This window comes from Rhizobium sp. S152, from assembly GCF_030380735.1.
GTDB lineage: Bacteria > Pseudomonadota > Alphaproteobacteria > Rhizobiales > Rhizobiaceae > Rhizobium.
This window is the reverse complement of sequence record NZ_JAUDRZ010000002.1, coordinates 221,945-244,140: the sequence shown is the minus strand read 5'-3', so window position 1 is coordinate 244,140 and position 22,196 is coordinate 221,945. Positions and strand designations below refer to the sequence as shown.

The window sequence follows — 22,196 nt, the reverse complement described above, 5'->3', positions numbered from 1 at the left end:
GAGTACAGCATTGCCGCACCGCCGCCGGATACTCGTTGTCCTGAAGGGCTACCCTCGCCTTTCGGAGACCTTCATCGCGCAGGAACTGCTTGGGCTGGAAAAGGCCGGGTTCGACCTGACCCTCATTTCGATGCGCCGGCCGACCGACAAGAAGCGGCATCCGGTGCACGACGAGATCAAGGCGCGCGTCGTCTATCTCCCGGAATATCTCCACGAGGAACCCATCCGCGTGCTGAAAGGCCTGTTCGCCGGATTCAGGAGGCCGGGCTTTGGCGCTCTGCTCAGGCGGTTCCTCAAGGACCTGCCGCGCGATATCTCCCGCAACCGCTTCCGTCGGCTCGGCCAGGCGCTGGTGCTTGCCCGCGAATGGCCTGATAACGGCGCCTGGCTCCACGCCCACTTCATCCACACGCCAGCATCGGTCACGGAATATGCCAGCATCATCACCGGGGTGCCGTGGACCTGTTCGGCCCACGCCAAGGACATCTGGACCTCGCCGGACTGGGAACTGAACGAGAAGCTTTCCAGTGCACGCTGGGCTGTCACCTGCACCCGCAGCGGCTACGAGCACATGCGGACGCTGACATCGCGGCCGGATGCGGTGCATCTGAGCTATCACGGGCTCGATCTCGCCCGCTTCGGCCACTTCGCCGGCACGCGGTCGCAGGCTGACGGCAGCGATCCTGACAAGCCGGCGCTGATCCTCAGTGTCGGCCGCGCCGTCGAGAAGAAGGGATACGACACGCTGCTGCGCGCGCTCGCCCTGCTTCCGGCCGACCTGCACTGGCGGTTCGAGCACATCGGCGGCGGCGATAACCTGTCGAAGCTGAAGACGCTCGCCACGGAACTCGGACTCGCCGACAAGATCACCTGGAAGGGCGCACTCGCGCAGGAGGAGGTCCTCGAGCACTACCGCAGCGCCGACCTCTTCGTTCTCGCATGCCGCATCGCGGCAAACGGCGATCGCGACGGGCTGCCGAATGTCCTGGTCGAGGCGTCCAGCCAGCGCCTGCCCTGTGTATCGACCGCGGTATCGGGCGTCCCCGAGTTGCTGGCGGATCACGAGAACGGCCTGATCGTGCCGCCTGAAAACCCAGAAGCGCTGGCAGCAGCGCTTCTGGAAACGATCCGCGACCCGGCATTGCGATCAAAGCTTGGCGATGCCGCCGAACAACGCGTGCGCGAGCATTTCGACTATCACTCCAGCATCCGGCAGCTCAGCGAACTCTTCGAACAGGAATGGCAGAGGGCATCATGAGCGCTCCCAAGGTATTCTTCTACGTCCAGCATCTCTTGGGGATCGGGCATATCGCCCGCGCCAGCCGCATTGCCAATGCGCTCGCCAAAGACGGCTGCGACGTTACGGTCGTGACCGGCGGCCTTCCCGTTCCGGGCTTTCCCGGCGACGGCGTCAAGACGATTGCCTTGCCGCCGGTGGTTGCCAGCAATGCTGGCTTTTCCGGTCTTGCTGATGCCAATGGCGTCGCGGCGGACAGCGCGTTTCTGGAAAGGCGCCGTGACCTGCTGCTGCAGGCTTTCCGCGACGCCAGCCCGGATGTGGTCATCATCGAGGCCTTCCCGTTCGGCCGCCGCCAGATGCGCTTCGAACTGCTGCCGCTGCTCGACGCGATCGAAAACGCCACTCCGCGTCCGAAGCTGCTGAGCTCGGTGCGCGACATCCTGCAGGAAAATCGCAAGCCGGGGCGCGACGAGGAAACCGTGGCGCTGGTGCAAAAGCATTTCGACGGCATCCTGGTTCACGGCGATCCCGGCTTCGTCGAGTTGCAGGATACGTTTCCGCTGACGAGCGAGATCGCGGCCAAGGTCCATTATACCGGCATGGTGGTCGCGCCACGCGCGCCGGAGCCAACGGAAGTGTTCGACGTGATCGCTTCCGCGGGCGGAGGCGCCGTCGGGCTCGATCTGCTGCGCGCGGCCTGCGATGCCGCCTCTAATCTGCCGTCCGATTTGAAGTGGCTTCTGGTCAGCGGCCCCAACCTCGCCGAAGCGGATTTCGCCGCGCTCGCGGAAATGACACCGCCGAACGCGACGCTCGTACGCTTCCGCAAGGACTTTCCCTCGCTGCTGCGTGGGGCCCGGGTTTCGATCTCGCAGGCGGGCTACAATACCGTCGGCGACCTCTTGCAGACGGATTGCCGCGCCATCCTCATTCCCTTCGTCGCCGGCGGAGAGACCGAGCAAACCGTGCGCGCCGAGCGCCTGAAGGCGCTGGGCCTTGCCGATGTGTTACCGGAGGGCCAGCTTACACCCGCTCTGGTTGGTAAGGCCGTCGAGGACGCGCTTGCGTCGCGGCGAACAGCCAAGGTGTTACTTGATCTCAACGGTGCCGAGAAAACCGCCGCGATCATTCGCTCGATGATTGGCTGAACCCCTCGCGCTTTATGAAATTCCTATGATATAAATGCCTTTCCGGCGAGATTCGACGCAACGGGGTGCAAGCCGTCTGCGTTGTTTTCGTTATGATATCCGGTAGTCCGGTTGCATGGTCCTGTTCGTGGCATTTCTTTCCCGTCCCAGCCACAGGTCCATTGCCCGAATTCCCGGCAACTGACGGTTAGCAATGGAAAAAAGCCTCGCGCGGTACATCTGGTCGAATACCCGGCTGCAGCAGCTCTGGATTCTGACTGTCGTCGCCGTATCGATGATCCCTTACTTCCTTTCCTTCGATCTGCCGAAGCAGATCGTCAACGGACCGATCCAGGGATCGGGCTTCGAAGGCGAAGGTGCGACGCAGAAGTTCATGCATCTCGCCTACGACTTGCCGCTGATCGGTCATGTCGAGTTCTTCGAGGGATTTTCGCTCGGTCGCCAGCAGATGCTGATGGCCTTGAGCCTGGTGTTCCTGGCACTGGTCGTGCTCAACGGCCTCTTCAAGTTCTACATCAACACCTACAAGGGCCGGCTCGGCGAGCGCATGCTCCGCCGCATCCGTTTCGAGCTGATCGACCGGGTGCTGCGCTTCCCGCCCAATCACTTCAAGCGCGTGAAGTCCGCCGAAATCGCGACGATGATCAAGGATGAAGTCGAGCCGATGGGCGGCTTCACCGGGGACGCCTTCGTGGCGCCCGCCCTGCTCGGCGGGCAGGCGCTAACGGCGCTCGCCTTCATCATCGTCCAGAACTTCTGGCTCGGCATGATCGCCGCCGCTATCGTCGGCGTTCAGGCCGTCATCATCCCGCGCATGCGGCGCCGCCTGCTCGAACTGGGCCGCCAGCGCCAGCTGACCGCGCGCGAGCTTTCCGGCCGCGTCGGCGAAATCGTCGACGGTATCGGCACGATCCACGGCAACGACACGTCGAACCTCGAACGCGCCGATATCGCCACCCGCCTGGGGCTGATCTTCTCGATCCGCTACGACCTCTACCAGTGGAAGTTTCTGGTCAAATTCCTGAACAACTTCCTTGCCCAGGTGACGCCATTTCTCTTCTACGCGATCGGCGGCTATCTGGCACTGCAGGGCCGGCTCGATATCGGGCAGCTCGTCGCCGTCATCAGCGCCTACAAGGATCTTCCCGGCCCGCTGAAGGAACTGATCGACTGGGACCAGATGCGCCAGGACGTGCAGGTGAAGTATCAGCAGGTCTACGAGCAGTTCAACATCGAGCCGCTGATCGACAGCAAGATCCACGACATCCCGACCGCAGCCGTCGTCGGCCTGACGGCGCCGCTGGTCGTGACCAACCTCACGCTCAGCGACGACAGCGGCGCGCGCCTGGTCGATCATGTTTCCGTCGAGATCAAACCCAACGAAACCGTAGCCGTGGTCGGTCCGAACAGCAGTGGCGCCGAAGCCTTTGCCGAAGCGCTCGGCCGCATCACCTGGCCCGACTCCGGTCGCGTCACGATCGATGGCCATGACCTGCTCGAACTGCCGGAATCGATCACCGGCCGGCGCATGTCCTACGCGTCGGCGGATACCTATTTCTTCCACGGTACGCTGCGCGACAATCTGCTCTATGGTCTCAAGCATGCGCCGCTGACCAAGCCTGCCTATGACGAACGCATGGCAACGGAAGCAAAGTGGCACGCTGCCGAGGCCGTGAAAGCCGGCAACCCGACGCTCGACCTCAACAGCGACTGGGTCGATTACAATTCGGCCGGCGCCACCGGGCCGGAAGACCTGCTGGCAGCGATCCGCCCGGTACTCGACGCCGTGCTGATTTCGCAGGACATCCTCGATCTTGCATTGCGATCGACCGTCAATACCGACGTCCACGTGGCGCTCGCCTCGCATATCGTCGACCTGCGCGCCGCGCTTCGAAAGCAGATGCAGGACACAGGCCTCGGCAATATCGTCGTGCCGTTCGATTTCGATGCCTACAACGTCCAGGCTACCGTTGGCGAAAACCTGCTCTTCGGCTCCATGCGGCGGCCGATGATGAACAACCGGCGGCTCGCCGCTCACCCCTATTTCCAGACGCTGTTCCGCGATACCGGCCTCAGCAACGATCTCTATGCCATGGGTCTGGAGATCGCGGAAAACGCCGTCGAACTCTTCCACGACCTGCCGCCGGACCATCCGTTCTTCCAGCAGCTGACCTTCATGACGCCGGATGATATTCCGACGTACCAAGCCCTGTTGCAGAAACTGCAGAGCCGGAAGTTCGACGACGCGGCACCGGAAGAACGGTCCGCGATCATCCGCCTGAGCTTCGCCTATATCGAACCGCGGCATCGTTTCGGTCTTCTGAGCAACGAGCTGATGGACAAGATCGTCAGCGCCCGCAAGCAGTTCCACGAGAATATCCCGGATGATCTCGCCGCCGTCATCGAACGTTACGATCCCGAGCATTTCATCTCTTCCGCCAGCCTGATGGACAACGTGCTCTTCGGCCGCATCGCCTACCAGCAGGCAGATGCATCCGACCGCATCCGCGCCATCATGGGTGAACTGCTTGATCGCCTCGGTCTCTTCGACGACGTGCTCTCCATCGGACTGGAATTCGACGTCGGCTCCGGCGGCAAGCGTCTTACGATGGTGCAGCGGCAGAAGCTCAACCTCGCCCGTTCGCTTCTGAAGCGCTCGGACTACTTCATCTTCAATCGCCCGCTTTCGGCGCTTGACCAGCGCGTTCAGGATCAGATCACGCACAACGTCGTGGAGAATCTGCACACGGAAGGAGAGCGGCCGGCGATCATCTGGGTGCTCTCGAACGCCAAGCTGGCGGAGATTTTCGATCGAATCCTGGTTTTCGACAGGGGTGTATTGGCCGAAGCCGGCAACTTTCCCGAACTTTCCGAACAAAACGGTATGTTCAAGGAACTGTTATCGTAATATCGTAGTGGCAGTGGCGATATAGGCGCCCACGGGTGGGCGCGGCAGATTCTGGCGGGCGCACCGGTTGAGAAGCGCCGCAAGGGGTAAGTACGCTCATGCTGTTGAGAGATGAAGTCGAAATGCTGCGGCGGGTGCCGATCTTTTCCAGGATCGCACCGGCCAAACTCAAGCTTTTGGCATTCACTTCCGACCGGATGACCTACAATGTAGGGCAGGATCTTTTCCATCAGGGCGATACCGGCGATGCCGCTTATGTGGTGCTATCGGGTACCGCTGATATTCTGGTTCACTCCCCCGCAGGCGACATCAAGGTCGCGGATGTGGAGCTGAATTCCATCGTCGGCGAAATCGCCATTCTCTGTGATGTGTCCCGTACCGCCACGGTCCGGGCCACCTCGCCGCTCGAGGTCCTGCGCATAAGCAAGGAACACTTCCTGAAGCTGCTCAGCGATTTTCCCGAGATGGCCGTCGAGATCATGCGCGTGCTGGCCGACCGCCTGAACCACACGACGGCGGAGTTGACCGCCGCCCGTTCAGCAAAAAAGCCGGAGCCGGTGAACTAGAACCCGCGCCCTGGAAGCCTGCAAGTAAAATGCAAAAAGCCCGCCTGAATGTGACTTCAGGCGGGCTTTCGCTATCTGTGGCAACATCAGTCGCGCTGTTCAAGCGCCTTGCTGAAGGCCAGGGCGGCCAGCGTACAGATCGCGCCCGACAGCAGGTAGTAGCCGACGAACGTCAGGCCGAAGCGGCTGGACAGGCTGAGCGCCACGAGGGGCGCGAAGCCGGCGCCGACGAGCCAGGCGAGGTCCGAGGTGAAGGCAGCACCGGTGTAGCGATAGCCGCGGCCGAAGCGCGAGGAGATCGAACCGGTGGCCTGGCCGAAGGACAGGCCGAGCACGCCGAAGCCGATGATCACGAAGGCATCGTGGCCGCCCGAACCAGAACCGAGCATGATCGGACCGCCGAAGCTGAAGATCGCGATCAGCACGGCACAGACCGCCAGCTGCCCGCGCCGGCCGATCCGGTCGGCGATCATGCCGGAGGCGATGATCGCCAAGAGCCCGACCATCGCGCCGATCGTCTGCACGACCATGAACTCGCCGATCGGCTGGTTGCCGTAAAGGCTCATCCAGCCCAGCGGGAAGATCGTCACGAGGTGGAACATCGCAAAGCTTGCCAGCGGAACGAATGCGCCGATCAGGATGTCCCGACCGTGCACACGGATGACGTCACGGATTGGCGCCGCCTCGAGCTCGTGCTGTTCCAGCGCGGTGCCGAACTCCTTGGTCATGACAAGGCGCAGGCGTGCGAAGAGCGCGACCACGTTGATGGCGAAGGCGACGAAGAACGGATAGCGCCAACCCCAGCTGAGGAAATCTTCCGACGACAGGTTGGCGATGAAGTATCCGAATAGAATACTTGCAAGTGCAAAACCGATCGGTGCGCCGAGCTGTGGAATCATCGCGTACCAGCCGCGGCGATTCTGCGGCGCGTTCAACGCCAGTAGCGACGCCAGTCCATCCCACGCGCCGCCGAGGGCAAAGCCCTGGCCCAGGCGGAAGAGCGCCAGCAGCGCGATCGACCAGACGCCGATCTCGTTATAGCCGGGCAGGAATGCGATCGACGCCGTCGATCCGCCGAGCAGGAATAGCGCGATCGTCAGCTTCGTGCCGCGTCCATAAAGCCGGTCGATCGTCATGAACACGACGGAGCCTACGGGGCGCGCGAGAAACGCAAGCGAGAAGATCGCGAAGGAATAGAGCGTCCCCGTCAAGCGATCCGGCGCGAACGGAAAGACGAGTTGCGGAAAGACCAGCACGGATGCCAGGCCATAGACGAAGAAATCGAAGAATTCGGACATGCGTCCGATGATCACGCCAAGCGCAATACTGCTGGGTGATACCGGCTTGTCGGAATGAATTTGGCGGGCGTCGCGCTCCATTGATGTCGACGACGGACCGTAGTGCGTTGCATTTGCCATGTAAAAACGCCTCCCTCGTTAAGGCGCTTGCGGCAAAGCGCCTCACAGAGATTTTGAACGAACTGTCACGCTTATCAAGTCCGGCCACGCGAAATAGTTCGCAGAAAACTTCGAAAGCTTGAGCTAGATCAAAAAAACTTCGTCCGAGGCGTGAAATAAGCGCGTCCAAGGTGGCCATCGAGCAAGGCCGGGATATATTAGCAGCTCAAAAGTGGATCGGATCAAAAAATCCCATCCCGGCTGCGTCTACGTTTTGACAACCGCTGCGGTCCGTCGTATCCCGCAGTGCGGCAATTCTGCTGCGCTGCGACCAAACACCTCATGTTGCTATCAGTTACAGTGCTTTAGTCGCAGAAGGGACGAAAACAACAAGAGCATAGAGACGTGCAAAAACTGTCGAAGTTTTCCCGCCATCTCGTGATTCTGCCGCTGCTTCTGGCGCTGGCGGGATGCGATCTGGTGGTCATGTCGCCTTCGGGCGATATCGCCGTGCAACAGCGCGACCTTATCATCGTGTCAGTGCTGCTGATGCTGCTGATCATCATCCCCGTGATTTGTCTGACGCTGTTCTTCGCCTGGCGCTATCGTCAGTCGAACACATCGGCCACCTACGATCCGGAATGGCATCATTCCACGCGTCTCGAAGTGGTCATCTGGTCCGCCCCGCTTGCGATCATCATCGCTCTTGGCGCCATCACCTGGATCAGCACCCACAAGCTCGACCCTTTCCGCCCGCTCGATCGCATCGATGCGGAGCGCACAATTCCCGCCGACATGAAGCCGCTGACCGTTCAGGTCGTGGCGCTCGACTGGAAGTGGCTGTTCTTCTATCCCGAACTCGGCATCGCGACGGTGAACGAACTGGCCGCACCGGTCGACGTTCCGATCAATTTCGAGATCACGTCGTCGTCGGTCATGAACTCGTTCTATATCCCCGCGCTGGCCGGCCAGATCTACGCCATGCCCGGCATGGAAACGAAGCTGCACGCCGTCATCAACAAGGAAGGCGTCTACCAGGGCTTCTCCGCGAACTATAGCGGTCCGGGCTTCTCGCACATGCGCTTCAAGTTCCACGGCTTCAACCAGCAGGGCTTCGACGCCTGGGTCGCCCAGGTCAAGAACCAGGGCACCGCGCTCAACCGCGACGCCTACATGAAGCTGGTCCGTCCGAGCGAACGCGAGCCGGTCCGCTACTTCGCGAGCGCCGACAACGACCTCTTCAACGCGATCGTCAACATGTGCGCCGAACCGGGCAAGATGTGCGCCAGCGAGATGATGCACATCGACATGATGGGCGGCGGCGGCAAGGAAAGCCACGAAAACCGCGACAAGCTGAAGTTCGACGGCGAGCCGATCGACATCAATCTTCACGCGCCTGGTGCTGAGGGTGCGGCCCATGGCGCCGATAGCATGGACAACATGCCCGGCATGGAAGCCAAGCCCGCCACCGAGGCAGCTCCCGCCATGAACATGCAGCATGACGGCCACGCAATGCCGTCGTCGGACGCAACGACGCCTGCGCCTAGCAACTAATTCAACCTGGCGCTTTGCGTCCAAAAGACACCAATGAACGGGTTACTCCATGTTTTCCAATCCTGACCTACTGAAGTTGATCTTCGGCCGGTTGACGATCGAAGCCTTCCCCTATCACGAGCCGATCCTCGTCGCGACGTTCGCGGCGGTGGCCATCGGCGGCATAGCGGTGCTCGGTCTGATCACTTACTTCAAACTCTGGACCTACCTCTGGAAAGACTGGCTGACGAGCGTCGATCACAAGAAGATCGGCATCATGTACGTCATTCTCGCGCTCGTCATGCTGCTGCGCGGCTTCGCCGACGCCCTGATGATGCGTACCCAGCAGGCGATGGCCTTCAACGGCAATCCCGGCATCTTCCCGCCGCATCACTACGACCAGGTCTTCACCGCCCACGGCGTCATCATGATCTTCTTCATGGCCATGCCGTTCGTGACCGGCCTGATGAACCTCGTGGTTCCCTTGCAGATCGGCGCCCGCGACGTGTCCTTCCCCTTCCTGAACAACTTCTCGTTCTGGATGACGACGGCAGGCGCGATCCTGATCATGATGTCGCTCTTCGTCGGCGAATTCGCACGTACCGGTTGGCTGGCCTACCCGCCGCTGTCGGGTGTCGAATATAGCCCCGGCGTCGGTGTCGACTATTATATCTGGGGCCTGCAGGTCGCCGGTATCGGAACGACATTGTCGGGCATCAACCTGATCGCCACCATCGTCAAGATGCGCGCGCCCGGCATGACCATGATGAAGATGCCCGTCTTCACCTGGACCTCGCTCTGCACCAACGTGCTGATCGTCGCCTCGTTCCCGATCCTGACCGCAACGCTTGCGCTGCTGTCGCTCGATCGCTATGCCGGCACGAACTTCTTCACCAATGACCTTGGTGGCAATCCGATGATGTACGTGAACCTCATCTGGATCTGGGGTCACCCGGAAGTCTACATCCTCGTGCTGCCCGCTTTCGGCATCTTTTCCGAAGTGGTCGCCACCTTCACCGGCAAGCGCCTGTTCGGCTACGCCTCGATGGTCTACGCAACGGTCGTCATCACGATCCTGTCGTATCTCGTCTGGCTGCACCACTTCTTCACCATGGGTTCGGGCGCAAGCGTCAACTCGTTCTTCGGCATCACCACGATGATCATTTCCATCCCGACAGGGGCAAAGATGTTCAACTGGCTGTTCACGATGTATCGCGGTCGTATCCGCTACGAAGTGCCGATGCTCTGGACGATCGGCTTTATGGTGACCTTCGTCATCGGCGGCATGACCGGCGTCATGCTCGCTATCCCGCCGGCCGACTTCGTGCTGCACAACTCGCTGTTCCTGATCGCCCACTTCCACAACGTCATCATCGGCGGCGTGGTGTTCGGTCTGATGGCCGGTGTCACCTACTGGTTCCCGAAGGCCTTCGGCTTCAAGCTCGATCCGTTCTGGGGCAAGATGTCCTTCTGGTTCTGGCTGGTCGGCTTCTACTTCGCCTTCATGCCGCTTTACGTTCTTGGCCTAATGGGCGTTACCCGCCGCATGTCGCAGTTCGACGATCCGTCGCTGCAGATCTGGTTCATCATCGCTGCCTTCGGTGCATTCCTGATCGCGCTCGGCATCGGCTCGTTCCTGATCCAGCTCGTCGTCAGCTTCCTGAAGCGCGACCAGCTTCGCGACACCACGGGCGATCCGTGGGGTGGCCGTACGCTGGAATGGTCGACCTCGTCGCCGCCGCCGGATTACAACTTCGCGCTTACGCCGATCGTCTACGACCATGACAGCTGGTACGACATGAAGGCACGCGGCCATGAGCGTCCGGTGGAAGGCTTCAAGCCGATCCACATGCCGAAGAACACCGGCACCGGTGTCATCCTCGGCGCGATCAGCGTGGTCTTCGGCTTCGCCATGATCTGGTACATCTGGTGGTTGGTCGTCCTGTCAGCGGTTGCCGCGCTCGTGGTCACCATCGCGCATACGTTCAACTACAATCGTGACTTCTACATCCCGGTGGAAGAAGTCATCGAAACCGAAGACAAGCGCACCAAGCTGCTTGCCGGGCAGGTGTAAGACATGAGCAAGACTGCAATCGATACGGCTGAAAAGCCCGAATTCTACGTGACGGAAGAGCACCACCCGGAAAACAGCACCAATCTGGGTTTCTGGCTCTACCTGATGAGCGACTGCCTGATCTTCGCGATCCTGTTCGCAACCTACGCCGTGCTCGGCCGCAATTATGCGGCCGGCCCATCGCCGAAGGATCTCTTCGATCTGCCGCTGGTGGCGATCAACACCTCGATGCTTCTTCTGTCGTCCATCACCTATGGCTTCGCCATGCTGCAGATGGCCCACGGCAAGAAGGCCGAGACGCTGTTCTGGCTCGGCGTGACCGGTCTTTTCGGCCTCGCCTTCATCGGACTGGAACTGTACGAGTTTGCGCACCTGATCCATGAAGGTGCCGGCCCGAGCCGCAGCGCCTTCCTGTCGGGCTTCTTCACGCTCGTCGGCACCCACGGTCTGCACGTCACCTTCGGCATCATCTGGCTGGTTACGCTGATGGTCCAGGTTTCGATGCACGGCCTGATCCCGGAAAATCGCCGCCGCCTGATGTGCCTTTCGATGTTCTGGCACTTCCTCGACGTGGTCTGGATCGGCGTCTTTTCCTTTGTCTATCTTATGGGAGTACTCGGATGAGTTCGCCGCACGCACCCGCACATGAGGACGCTCACGAAGCGCATCACGGCCATAGCCACGGCCACGAGGCCGGTCACGGCACCTTCAAGAGCTACATGATCGGCTTTGTGCTGTCGGTCATCCTGACGGCCATTCCGTTCTGGCTGGTCATGGCCGAAGTGTTCTCCAGCCCAGCCGTGACGGCTGCCTGGATCATGGGCCTCGGCGCCATCCAGATCGTCGTCCACATGATCTTCTTCCTGCACATGAACCCGCGCTCCGAGGGTGGCTGGACGTTGATGGCTCTGCTGTTCACGATCCTGCTCGTCGTCATCGCTCTGTCAGGTTCGCTCTGGGTCATGCATCACCTCAACACCAATATGATGCCGATGAACCCCGAAATGATGAAGAACATGCCTTAACCGGCATCAAGGAACGGGCGGCGAAAGCCGCCCGTTGTGGTTTCAAGTGGTTTTAGACAATGACGACTCCCAATATTGACGAAGCCCCCCGCCAGCGTTCGCGCATAGGGCTGACGATTTTCTGCGGCTTTCTTGTTTTCATCATCTGCGCAGTTTCGGCGCTTGGCGTCTGGCAGGTCGAGCGGCTTGCCTGGAAACGCGACCTCATCGCCCGCGTCGACCAGCGTATCCACGCGGAGCCGGTTACGGCGCCCGCCAAGGCGGATTGGGCCGCGATCAACCGCGCCGACGACGAATATCGTCGCGTGTCGGCTGAGGGCGTTCTCCGGAACGACAAGGAAAGCTACGTCTACGCGTCCACCGCGCTCGGCGCCGGATACTGGGTGATCACGCCGCTGACGCTTTCAGACGGGACGTCGGTGATGATCAACCGCGGTTTCGTCCCCTCCGAAAAGCGCGATCCGAATTCCCGCGCGGAAGGGCAGATTTCAGGCCCGATCACGGTCACCGGTCTTTTACGCCTCGACGAACCGGGCGGCACTTTCATCCGCTCGAATGCGCCCAATGACGATCGCTGGTATTCCCGCGACGTGCACGCCATCGCCACCAAGCGCGGCGTATCGGATGTCGCACCCTATTTCATCGACGCGGACGCGACCGAGAATCCGGGCGGTTATCCCAAGGGTGGCCTGACGCAGGTCGTTTTCCCCAACAGTCACCTGTCCTATGCGATCACCTGGTTCGCCATCGCCATCATGGTCGCCGGCCTTCTGGTCTACGTGATCCGCAGCGAACTGAAAGCCCGCCGCGCCTGATCAGCCGACCTTGCTCTTCGGATAGAAGCGCTCGCCAACCAAATCGGCCGCCATATAGGCCTGGCTGACGATTTCGGGCACGAGGTCGATATCCGGCAGGCTGCCGAGGCCGAGCGGCCCGATCGCAAACAGGCCGTCGACCGTCGCGCCGTCCTCCAGGCACGGCTGGCCGCGCTGGTTGACGGCAAGGCCGAGCGCCAGTTCGTCCGGCTGTGCCAGCCCCTGCTCGATCAGGCTCCGCATCAACGGAGTGTCGAGATTCGGCGCCTGGCATCGGCAGTCGAAGATGCGTTCGGCGTGGATGACCTCATCCACCGAACTGCCGGCGGCGCGGAAAAAGAGCCCACTCAAACCCCGCCTGCCCGCGACCCCGCGCCTCAGGACGGTGTTGCCACTGGCAAGTTCGCCGCGCAGGCGCGCATGCATCGCTTCCGGAAGACGGTTGCGGTGACTGTCGTAGATGGCCCGAAGATGCCGGTTGAACTGGTGCTTCTGTCGTGCCGGCAGCGACCGCCAGAGCGAACGCGCATGTTTCCTCAGACCGTTCATCACCGATTGCCAGCTGCGCCCCTGCTCGTCCGCCTCCCGGCATGCCTCGCGGATGAAGCGGACGATGTCGCGCAGATCACTCGGCACAGCCTCGGCCGGAAAGAGCGGATCGGCCGAATTCGGCGTGTGGCTCTGCGGCAGGAATCCACGTCGCGACAGGATCGTGACCTGACCGGTATAGCCGCCGTCGCGAAGCTGCAGCAGTTGATCGACGACCCTGATGCCGCTGCCGAGCAGCACCGTATGCGGACGCGCAACGAGCCGCTGCGCCCGGATCGGCGAAGGCTCCATTTCGGATGCCTCGGGAGACGGCAGGCCGTAGCCGGTCGCGAAAATGACCGTATCGAAGAGAGGATTGGCCGGATTGGTACTCTCGAGCAGGAACCGATCGCCATGGCTCCTGCGGATCGTCACGACCGGCTCGTTGCACACCTGGACCGTGATGTCCTTGCGGGCGGCAAGCGCTTCGGAGAATCGCTGGTAGACGTAGTCGCTGAAAATTTCGCGTGGAACGAAGATCTGGCGGAACCCGGGGATCGCGGCGGGCACGGCGGCCCGGAATTCCGCGTTGCTACAGAGCCAGTCGTTGAAGTCGTCAGCATCGCCGACCTCGACCGAGAGATCGCGAACACGGGTGTTGAGGATCGTCGATGATCTGCTCGACGACAGCGCCTGTCCGCCGCTCACCGATGAGCTCGGATCGAACAGCTGCAGGTGAAACGGCGTACGCACCGTCTTCATGAGTGCAATCGCCGTCATCATGCCCGAAAAGCCTCGGCCGATTATGGCAATGCGCGGCACCGCCGATATCCGCGCGGCGCCGTTCGATTTAGCGGAAAAAATTCCCTGAACCGTCATCGCAACTCCCTTGCGGCTTTGCCCGCATCGTTTGTGTGTCGATCAAGGTTTCAACGCGGGAAATACCCTCACGCGTTGAGCAGGTTCAAGCGGCCCGGAAACGCTCGGCCGCTACGCATCAGGGCGCCAAGATGTCGGCTTTCCCTCAATGCAATTGTCTATCAAACTGGTCGTGTATCAGAGCGCCAAAACGACATTTGCGCAAGCGCTTTATTTTCAGGTCTCGACGGATCTATATGCAACCATCTGTTTTTACACCTATAAATCAGAGGGAAACTGCCCGGCCGTGGTGTTCGCCGAGGACGAATTGACGGCATGCGAGACCGTTTCGGTCTAAAATAACCAGTTGGTGAATTATTGACTTGAACGCCCGGCTGGAATCGGCAAAAGTAAGCGCGCTAACCATTCCCTTCCTGAAATGCCATCTCTCGGATCCATCATCCGACCGCAAGAATACGTGGAACAATACCGTGAGCAGCGATGCGTCAATACATGCGGCGAAGCCTTCGGCTTCGATGGCGCATGTCAGTGCGGCCGGCTGGGGCAAGGGCCTCTTTACGCTTGTCCGCATTACCGCCATGGCCTTCCGCCATCCTTGGCAATCGGGCTTCGCCATCGGCGCGACCCTCGTTGCTTCCGCATTCCAGCTGATGATCCCGCGGTTGCTCGGTCAGGCCGTCGATCACACGCAGGTAGCACTTGAAGGCGGGGCGGCCGGGCAGATCGCGCAGGACGCGCTGCTCACCACAGCTCTGATGCTGCTCGGCGCCAGCGTGCTGCGCGGCATGTTCACCATGGTGCAGAACTACTATAGCGAAAGCGTTGGCCATCACATGGGCTACGAGCTCCGGCTCGCCTGCTACGAAAAGATCCAGCGCCTTTCCTTCAGCTTTCACGACAGCGTCCACTCCGGGGACCTGATCACGATCGGCCTGCTCGATCTCGAAGGCGTGCGCATGTATTTCTCGACCGCACTGGTGCGGATGATCCTGCTGACGATCCTGATCGGGATCGGCGCCTATATGTTGCTGTCGACCGATGTCGTGCTCGGCCTGCTGGCCCTGAGCTTCGTGCCCTTCGTCGCCTGGCGCTCGTCCGTCACGCAACTGCGCCTGCGCGCCACATGGCTCGATCTTCAGGAGAAGCTCTCCGTGCTGACGCGTATCATGGAAGAGAACCTCGGCGGCATCCGCGTCGTCCGCGCTTTCGCCGCGCAGGCCTATGAGCTGATGAAGTTCGAGGCGGCTTCCAAGACCGCGCTTGCGCTCGCCCACCGGCGCGTCGGAATCCGTGTCGTCAACACCAGCGCCATGACTTTCTCCTTCTTTGTCGCCATGGGACTTGTGCTGTGGGTTGGCGGTGGCAAGGTCATGTCGGGCGAAATGACCGTCGGTACCCTCACCTCCTTTCTGACCTTCATGACGATCCTGCAGATGCCTGTGCGCCAGCTCGGCCTCATGGTCAACGCATTCGCCCGCGCTTCCACTTGTGGCACGCGCTTGTTCAACCTGCTCGATCTCGAAATCGCCGTGCGCGATGCGCCGCAGGCGAAGGAGCTGCGGCGGACGGAAGGGACACTGCGTTTCGAAAACGTAAGCTTCGCCTATCCGAGTTCGCCCATGCACGAGGTTCTGCACGATATCTCCTTCGAGGCCAAACGCGGCGAGACGATCGGCATCGTCGGCCCTCCCGGCAGCGGAAAGTCGACCCTCGCCCATCTCATTCCGCGTTTCTACGACGTGACCGAGGGCAGGATTACGATCGACGGCCAGGATATCCGCGAGGTCACGCTGCAGTCGCTGCGCCAGGCCGTCGCGGTGGTGCAGCAGGATTCCTTCCTGTTCACGACGTCGATCGAGAACAATATCGCCTATGGCGACCCCTGGGCGAAGGAACCCCGCATTGAACGGGCAAGCGAGAGTGCGCAGCTGCACAACTACGTGCTTGGCCTGCCGACCGGCTACGATACCGTCATCGGCGAGCGCGGCGTATCGCTTTCAGGTGGACAGAGGCAGCGGCTCTCCATCGCCCGGGCGCTGATGCTGAAGCCCGCGGTGATGGTCTTCGACGATTCGACCGCGGCGATCGACGCCGCCACCGAGCAACGCATCCGCACCGCCATGCGCAAATACGCGGCCGACCGCGTCACCGTCATCGTCGCGCACCGGCTGAGCTCGCTGATGCATGCCGATCAGATCCTCTTCGTCGAGGGCGGCGAGATCGTCGAACGCGGCACCCATGAAGAGCTTCTGGCGGCGGGCGGAAAGTACAAGGCGCTCTACGACCTGCAGGTGCGGCCGGGCGACGACGTGAAGAGCGCTTAAAGCAAGTCCAGGAAAAGTGCGAAGCGGTTTTCTGTCCGGAATTGCGTGCAAACAAAGGATTGAGCTGTTTCGCGGTTCGAAGAAAAGCGGAACTGCTGCAGGAGGAACGATATGGCCGAGGAAGTGGAAACCGAGCGCTCCGACGTTCGCGAGGACGGCCGGCGCCCTCCCCGCGCCGTGGTCGGTTCGCATCGTGTCGAGGAGGAAATCTTCGGCAAGGCCTTCGACGGAAACATCATCAAGCGCATTTGGGCTTTCGTCAGTCCGTATCGGCGGCAGGTCATCCTCTCCGTCATCGCGGTCCTGACCTTTACGGCCATGCAGCTGCTTATCCCGCTCATCATCCGCTATGCGATCGACCACGGCATGAAGCCTGATGTCGGTCATTCCGCGCTGCTCTGGTCAATGGTCGCATTCCTCGTTGCGATCCTGATCAATTATGTCGCGAGCTACGCGCAGGAGACGCTGGTCGGCGGCGTTGCGGAAGACGTGCTCTTCGATATCCGCAAGGCGATGTTCTCGCACCTGCAACGGGTCTCGCTATCCTTCATGGACAAGACCGAGGTCGGCCGGTTGATGTCGCGGCTGCAGGGCGACGTGAACTCGATGCAGGAATTTCTCGAAACCTCCGTTCTCTCCGTCGGCGATATCACGCTCTTGTTCGGCATCGTCTTCGTGATGCTCTATCTCGACTTCAAGCTTGGCCTTCTGACGCTTTCCGTTCTGCCGATCCTCTTCATCGTCCGCCTCTTCTGGCTTCCTTTGGCGCGAAAGTCCTTCATGGCCGCGCATGAGATGAATTCGATCGCCGCCGGCGCGCTTGCGGAAGCGATCCACGGCGTTCGCGCCGTTCAGGGGATGGATCGGCAGGGCGTCAATTTCACGCTGTTCGACGACAAGGCCAAGGCCAATCTCAATGCCCACCTGACGGCGGCGCGCTACGCGCAGGTGATGGTGCCGATCGTGGATTCGCTAACCGGCGTCGCCATGGCGCTCGTCATCGTCGTCGGTGGCGCCCGCGTGCTAAACCAGGCGCTCGATGTGGGCGTGCTCGTCGCCTTCCTTTTCTATATCCAGCGCTTCTTCGACCCGATCCGCTCGCTGACCCTGCAGTATTCCGTCATGCAGCGCGCCATGGCCTCGGGCCAGCGGCTGACGGAGGTGCTCGACGTGCCTGTCGACATCAAGGACGCGCCCGATGCCACGGCCTTGTCGAAGGACATGGACGGCTCGGTCGAATTCAAGGACGTCGTCTTCGGCTATAATCCGAGCCACCCGGTGCTGAAGCATGTGAGCTTCAAGGTGAACCCTGGCGAAACCGTCGCGCTGGTCGGTCCGACGGGATCCGGCAAGTCGAGCTGCATGTCGCTGATCCACCGCTTCTACGACGTCCAGCAGGGCCAGGTCCTGGTCGGCGGCCATGACGTGCGCAGCCTGACGCAGGATTCGCTTGGCGAGCAGATCGCCATGGTGCTGCAGGAGCCCTTCCTCTTCACCGGCACGGTGTTCGAAAACATCCGCTACCACAAACGGGAGGCCACGCGCGAGCAGGTGATCGAGGCGGCCAAGGCGGTCGGCGCGCACGACTTCATCATACGGCTCCCCGAGGGCTATGACAGCATGCTCGGCGAACGCGGCGGCAATCTCTCGCTCGGCCAGCGCCAATTGCTGAGTTTCGCCCGCGCGCTGGTCGCCGACGCCAAGATTCTGGTGCTCGACGAAGCGACGGCCAATATCGACAGCTACACCGAGATGCTGATCCAGAAGGCGCTGGTGAAATTGCTCGAGAACCGCACCGGCCTCGTCATCGCCCACCGGCTGGCAACCATCCGCGAGGCCGACCGCATCATCGTGCTGCAGAACGGCGAGCTGATCGAGAGCGGCAACCATCAGGAACTGATGAAAAACCGCAAGCTCTACTCGCGGCTCTATAATCTGAACTACGCTTCCTTCGACGATATCCCGGAGGCGGCCCTCGAAGAGACGGCGAGCGGATCCGATACGTGATCATATGATGCCTCATGCGACATGACGCAGCGTCACCAAACACGACGTTGCCGAACCTTCCCTGCGTTGCTTCGCTACATCTGCGGAATGGCCCGGTCCATGAGGTGCACACAGCCTACAGGTGCTACTTGGAAAGATAGGCCGCGAGTTCCGCGGAAGTGCCATTAGGAAAAGCCTCTTTCAGAAAATCGAGAAAGGCGGATACCCGCGCGCTAAGCAAGCGCCGTGACGGATAAAGAGCCCAAAGCTCAGTTTCAGGGCCATCCACATTTCCCCAAAGAACCAGCCTTCCAACCTGCACGTCATGGCTAACCAAGGAGATAGGAAGGCGCCCTGCGCCAACCCCCAGCCGCACTCCATCCAGAACCATGGTCAATGACGATACTGAGAGAACCGGGTCTACGATAAGGTCGGTTCGTCCATCGGATGTTGTCATGCCCCAGGTCGTGGCCGGGGCGATGGAACTGCGAACAACCACGGGTACGGCGACACCAGGACTAGGCTTCGGTACGCGCGGGTCAGCAACAATTGCCAAGCCATCGCGTAGGAATACCCGCCCGACAAGATTGTCATCTGGATCCGGATTGACCCGGATCACCAGATCGATACCTTCTTCAATCATGTCGACAGCGCGATCCTCTGTCGTGATCTCCAGTCTGATCTCCGGATATCGAAGTGCGAACTGAGCAGCGATCTTACCCATCGCCGTCTGCGAGAAAAGCATGGGTGCGCTGATCCGTAATTTGCCACGTGGGCTACCGCCACCAAATGCGATGGCTGCCGCGGTCTCGTCTATTTCGGTAAGCAGGGCGCCGGCGCGTTCGTGCAGCATCCTTCCCTCCTCCGTAAGTTTCAGCATCCGCGCGCCTCGTTCGAAGAGACGCAACCCGAGGCTGGCCTCGAGTTCCGTTACGCGGCGAGAAAGTGTTGCCTTCGGGCGCCCTGAGGCTCGGGCGGCACGTCCGAACCCGCCGTGACGTGCAACAGTGACAAAGTCGGCGAGGGCAAGCAGATCCATCTTAATCGTTCCATCTGTGAGACGAGGTGTCTATTATTAACGACTATTGGACCGCCTGTGAACCATTCATATTGAAGCCGTCTTCAACACCGTATAACGGAGAAACGAAATGACGATACTCGTGACAGGTGCAACAGGTCGAGTCGGCCGCCACGTCGTAGAGCAACTCAACAAGCGCGGCGCGAATGTCCGCATCCTTGTGCGCGATCCTTCCAAGGCAAATTTTCCGCCCGAGGTAGAGGTCCGGCAGGGTGATTTTCTCGATATCGATGCAATGCGCGACGCGTTCACCGGGGTGAGAACGCTTTTCCTGCTCAATGCCGTCTCGGGCGACGAATTCACTCAGGCCATCATCACGTTGAACCTTGCGCACGAGGCAGGTGTGGACAGAGTTGTATTTCTCTCGGTGTTTGACGCCGACCGCGCTGTGAATGTTCCACACTTCGCCGTGAAATACGGTGCGGAGCGCATGCTCGAAGCGATGAATTTCAGCGCAACGATCCTTCGGCCGGCCTATTTTATCGAAAACGACCTGATGATCAAGGATGTCATCTTCAACTACGATGTCTATCCGATGCCGATCGGCGGAAAGGGAGTTGCCATGATCGACGTGAGAGATATCGCCGAGGTTGCGGCGATCGAGTTGCTCCGCCGCGATCAGGCCGCCGAAAAGCTGCCGACCGAAACGATCAATCTGGTCGGTCCGGATACGTTGACAGGTGCGGATCTCGCAGCCATCTGGACGGAAACCCTGGGACGCCCGATTGCATACGGCGGTGACGATCCGACTGGTTTCGAGCGGAACCTGGCCAATATCATGCCGAAGTGGATGGCCTATGAGATGCGTTTGATGGCGGAACGCTATGTCAGCGATGGCATGATCCCCGAAGCTGGCGATGTTGAACGCCTGACCCGGATTCTGCGCCGCCCGCTGCGTGTCTATCGCGAATTCGCTTCACAGCTCGCAGCCTCGGCCTGAACTCTCCATCATCACACAACGAAGAGGAAATCGATCATGATCTATTCCACGGCCACCGTTGCTGTGAACCCCGAAGGCGAAACCCCACTCACCTGTGCACAGGTGTGGGCCGGCCTGGAACTCAAGGCGCGCGATGCGCGCCTATTCCTCCCGGCGGGACTTTGCACCCGCTGCGACGTCCTTGAGGAAAGCCCCACGCATTTTGTCCGCGAAGTCACAATCGGCGGAACGGATATTTGCGAGATCATCGCTCTGGAGCCAGAACACAAGGTAACGTTCTTCCAAGCCTCGGGACCACGCGAAGGTGCGATCGTGAATGAACTCTACGAAGATGAGGCCGGCACGCTGCAGCTTCGCTTCTATTGCTATATCGGCCTGCGCGGCAAGCTACCAGGCGGCCCCGAGGAACAGGCCGAACAGGCGCAGTTCGATAGCGACAAGGGTTATAAAGCCGCGCTGCTATCCACTCTCAAACGCACGCGTGAACTGGCCTTGGAAGGCCAACTCTGAATATCACCCTCTGGAAGCGGTGGGTAAGTCGTAGAAGTGGCCGGCTCGTCCAAGAATCAACGCCATGACGATTTCAGCTGCCGGGAAAAATGCCAGCATAACGCCGAAAATTCTGGTTTTCGGCGTTATGCCATTCTAACAGCCACCACCTCGTCAGCCAAACAGTCGAACGCGGCTATCATGTTGCTCGCAGAGGCGCGCTGCGATCCTTCGGTGTCGCTGTCAGCGCCTTATTCCTCGTTTCACAGCACGCAGCAGACCGTGACAATCCGGTTGGGTTCAGCTTGTTTGTAGAGCAGGCAGATCTGTATGCCACGGAAGGCCATCAGAAAAAAGTGCGAGCACCCATTCGATAAAGGCTTCGGTTCGCGCAGGCGTGAATTGCCCGGACGGACGGACGAGATAAATCCCCTCGTCGACCTCGAAAGACCAATGCGGCAGGACGCGCACGAGCTTGCCAGTCGCGAAGTCACGCGCCATCGACCAGTCTCCAAAGCCGACTATTCCGATACCTTGACGTGCAGCTTCCAGCAGCGCGCCGATGTCATTCGACCGGAAATTCCCCGTTGGAAAGACCGACTCGCGCAGATTGCCGTTGCGCAGCCGCCATTCTGGCGTTGAGACCGGCCCGGTGTAACGCAGCAGATTATGATCCGCGAGATCGGCCGGCGACAAGGGAACCCCGTGATGCTCCAGATATTGCGGCGAAGCGCCGAGGACAATCTTGTGCTCGCCAAGTCTGCGGGCCACCAACCGACTGTCGCCCAGCGCGCCGATGCGCAGGGCAACATCGAAACCTTCTCCGACCAGATCGACATAACGCTCCGCATAGTCGACCTCGACTTCAAGCCGGGGATAGCGACGCGCGAAGTCGGGAAGAATCGGAGCGAGCCATTGCCGGCCCATCGCAGCCGGCAATGCAATGCGCAACCTGCCTCGTAGCTCGATGGCGTCAGCAGCGGCATTCTGCTCGGCTTCGAAAATGATGTCTGCCGCGATCTGCAGGCGATCCACAAGCCGCTCACCGGCTTCCGTTATCTTCAGTCGCCTTGTTGTCCTTTCGATCAGCCGAACACCCAGGCGCCGCTCGAGCGCGGCGACACGTTTAGAAATGACCGTGGAATGGCGTTGCAAGGCGGCAGCCGCTGCAACAAATGAGCCTTCCCGTGCGACTGCGAGCAAAGCCGCGAGCTCATCAGCTCGTCCGTTAATCTGATCCATAACGCAAGGTAAGCCTGCTTAACG

17 protein-coding genes are annotated in these 22,196 nt (G+C 60.6%); 13 read left to right on the top strand and 4 right to left on the bottom strand.

What is annotated here, in order from left to right; all coding sequences use genetic code 11:
- Positions 1-10 precede the first annotated feature (10 nt).
- The 4 genes from QTL95_RS02515 (at position 11) to QTL95_RS02500 (ending at position 5,862) form a co-directional block, all read left to right on the top strand.
- On the top strand, positions 11-1,258 hold the full coding sequence (locus QTL95_RS02515; RefSeq protein WP_289718788.1) for a glycosyltransferase: 1,248 nt from the start codon (positions 11-13) through the stop codon (positions 1,256-1,258).
- A complete protein-coding gene (locus tag QTL95_RS02510; protein WP_289718384.1) occupies positions 1,240-2,388 on the top strand; it encodes a glycosyltransferase family protein in 1,149 nt (382 codons plus the stop codon). The genes QTL95_RS02515 and QTL95_RS02510 overlap by 19 nt, the downstream gene beginning before the upstream one ends.
- Before the next feature lie 193 nt (positions 2,389-2,581).
- Positions 2,582-5,296 carry an ABC transporter ATP-binding protein gene (locus tag QTL95_RS02505; protein WP_289718383.1) on the top strand — a complete coding sequence of 905 codons (2,715 nt, stop codon included), beginning with the start codon at positions 2,582-2,584 and terminating at the stop codon, positions 5,294-5,296.
- A 98-nt stretch (positions 5,297-5,394) separates the two neighbouring features.
- Entirely contained in the window at positions 5,395-5,862 is a 468-nt protein-coding gene (locus QTL95_RS02500) for a cyclic nucleotide-binding domain-containing protein (RefSeq protein WP_289718382.1), read from the top strand.
- An 86-nt stretch (positions 5,863-5,948) separates the two neighbouring features.
- On the opposite strand, the gene QTL95_RS02495 is transcribed toward QTL95_RS02500, so the two are convergent.
- A complete protein-coding gene (locus QTL95_RS02495) occupies positions 5,949-7,280 on the bottom strand; it encodes an MFS transporter (protein ID WP_289718381.1) in 1,332 nt (443 codons plus the stop codon).
- A gap of 384 nt (positions 7,281-7,664) precedes the next feature.
- On the opposite strand from QTL95_RS02495, the gene cyoA reads away from it, so the two are divergent.
- From cyoA to QTL95_RS02470, 5 genes are read left to right on the top strand one after another with little or no spacing between them, the layout of a single operon-like run.
- Positions 7,665-8,813, top strand: coding sequence for a ubiquinol oxidase subunit II (cyoA, locus tag QTL95_RS02490; protein WP_289718380.1), 1,149 nt, complete (start codon positions 7,665-7,667; stop codon positions 8,811-8,813).
- Positions 8,814-8,862: 49 nt separating this feature from the next.
- A complete protein-coding gene (cyoB, locus tag QTL95_RS02485) occupies positions 8,863-10,866 on the top strand; it encodes a cytochrome o ubiquinol oxidase subunit I (protein ID WP_289718379.1) in 2,004 nt (667 codons plus the stop codon).
- 3 nt (positions 10,867-10,869) lie between these two features.
- The gene (cyoC, locus tag QTL95_RS02480; RefSeq protein ID WP_289718378.1) at positions 10,870-11,490 is read left to right on the top strand and encodes a cytochrome o ubiquinol oxidase subunit III; all 621 of its coding nucleotides are present in this window, start codon (positions 10,870-10,872) and stop codon (positions 11,488-11,490) included.
- Positions 11,487-11,891 (top strand): cytochrome o ubiquinol oxidase subunit IV, encoded by a 405-nt coding sequence (gene cyoD, locus QTL95_RS02475; protein ID WP_112532846.1) that lies wholly within the window; start codon positions 11,487-11,489, stop codon positions 11,889-11,891. Before cyoC ends, cyoD begins: the two co-directional genes overlap by 4 nt.
- Positions 11,892-11,950: 59 nt before the next feature.
- On the top strand, positions 11,951-12,706 hold the full coding sequence (locus QTL95_RS02470; RefSeq protein WP_289718377.1) for an SURF1 family protein: 756 nt from the start codon (positions 11,951-11,953) through the stop codon (positions 12,704-12,706).
- Here QTL95_RS02470 and QTL95_RS02465 read toward each other — a convergent pair whose 3' ends face one another.
- The gene (locus QTL95_RS02465) at positions 12,707-14,113 is read right to left on the bottom strand and encodes an FAD/NAD(P)-binding protein (RefSeq protein WP_289718376.1); all 1,407 of its coding nucleotides are present in this window, start codon (positions 14,111-14,113) and stop codon (positions 12,707-12,709) included. It lies immediately after the preceding gene.
- Positions 14,114-14,475: 362 nt separating this feature from the next.
- Between QTL95_RS02465 and QTL95_RS02460 the strand changes: the two genes are divergently transcribed.
- Positions 14,476-16,437 carry an ABC transporter ATP-binding protein gene (locus tag QTL95_RS02460; protein ID WP_289718375.1) on the top strand — a complete coding sequence of 654 codons (1,962 nt, stop codon included), beginning with the start codon at positions 14,476-14,478 and terminating at the stop codon, positions 16,435-16,437.
- 111 nt (positions 16,438-16,548) lie between these two features.
- The gene (locus tag QTL95_RS02455) at positions 16,549-18,444 is read left to right on the top strand and encodes an ABC transporter ATP-binding protein (protein ID WP_289718374.1); all 1,896 of its coding nucleotides are present in this window, start codon (positions 16,549-16,551) and stop codon (positions 18,442-18,444) included.
- Positions 18,445-18,568: 124 nt separating this feature from the next.
- Here QTL95_RS02455 and QTL95_RS02450 read toward each other — a convergent pair whose 3' ends face one another.
- Positions 18,569-19,462, bottom strand: coding sequence for a LysR family transcriptional regulator (locus QTL95_RS02450; RefSeq protein WP_289718373.1), 894 nt, complete (start codon positions 19,460-19,462; stop codon positions 18,569-18,571).
- A 109-nt stretch (positions 19,463-19,571) separates the two neighbouring features.
- Here QTL95_RS02450 and QTL95_RS02445 point away from each other — a divergent pair, with 109 nt between their 5' ends.
- Positions 19,572-20,441: an SDR family oxidoreductase gene (locus QTL95_RS02445; protein ID WP_289718372.1), complete on the top strand. Its 870-nt coding sequence runs from the start codon at positions 19,572-19,574 to the stop codon at positions 20,439-20,441.
- Between the two features lie 36 nt (positions 20,442-20,477).
- A complete protein-coding gene (locus QTL95_RS02440) occupies positions 20,478-20,951 on the top strand; it encodes an AtaL-like protein (RefSeq protein ID WP_289718371.1) in 474 nt (157 codons plus the stop codon).
- 279 nt (positions 20,952-21,230) lie between these two features.
- Here the strand turns inward: QTL95_RS02440 and QTL95_RS02435 are convergent, their stop codons facing one another.
- Entirely contained in the window at positions 21,231-22,172 is a 942-nt protein-coding gene (locus QTL95_RS02435) for a LysR family transcriptional regulator (RefSeq protein ID WP_289718370.1), read from the bottom strand.
- Between the last annotated feature and the right edge of the window lie 24 nt (positions 22,173-22,196).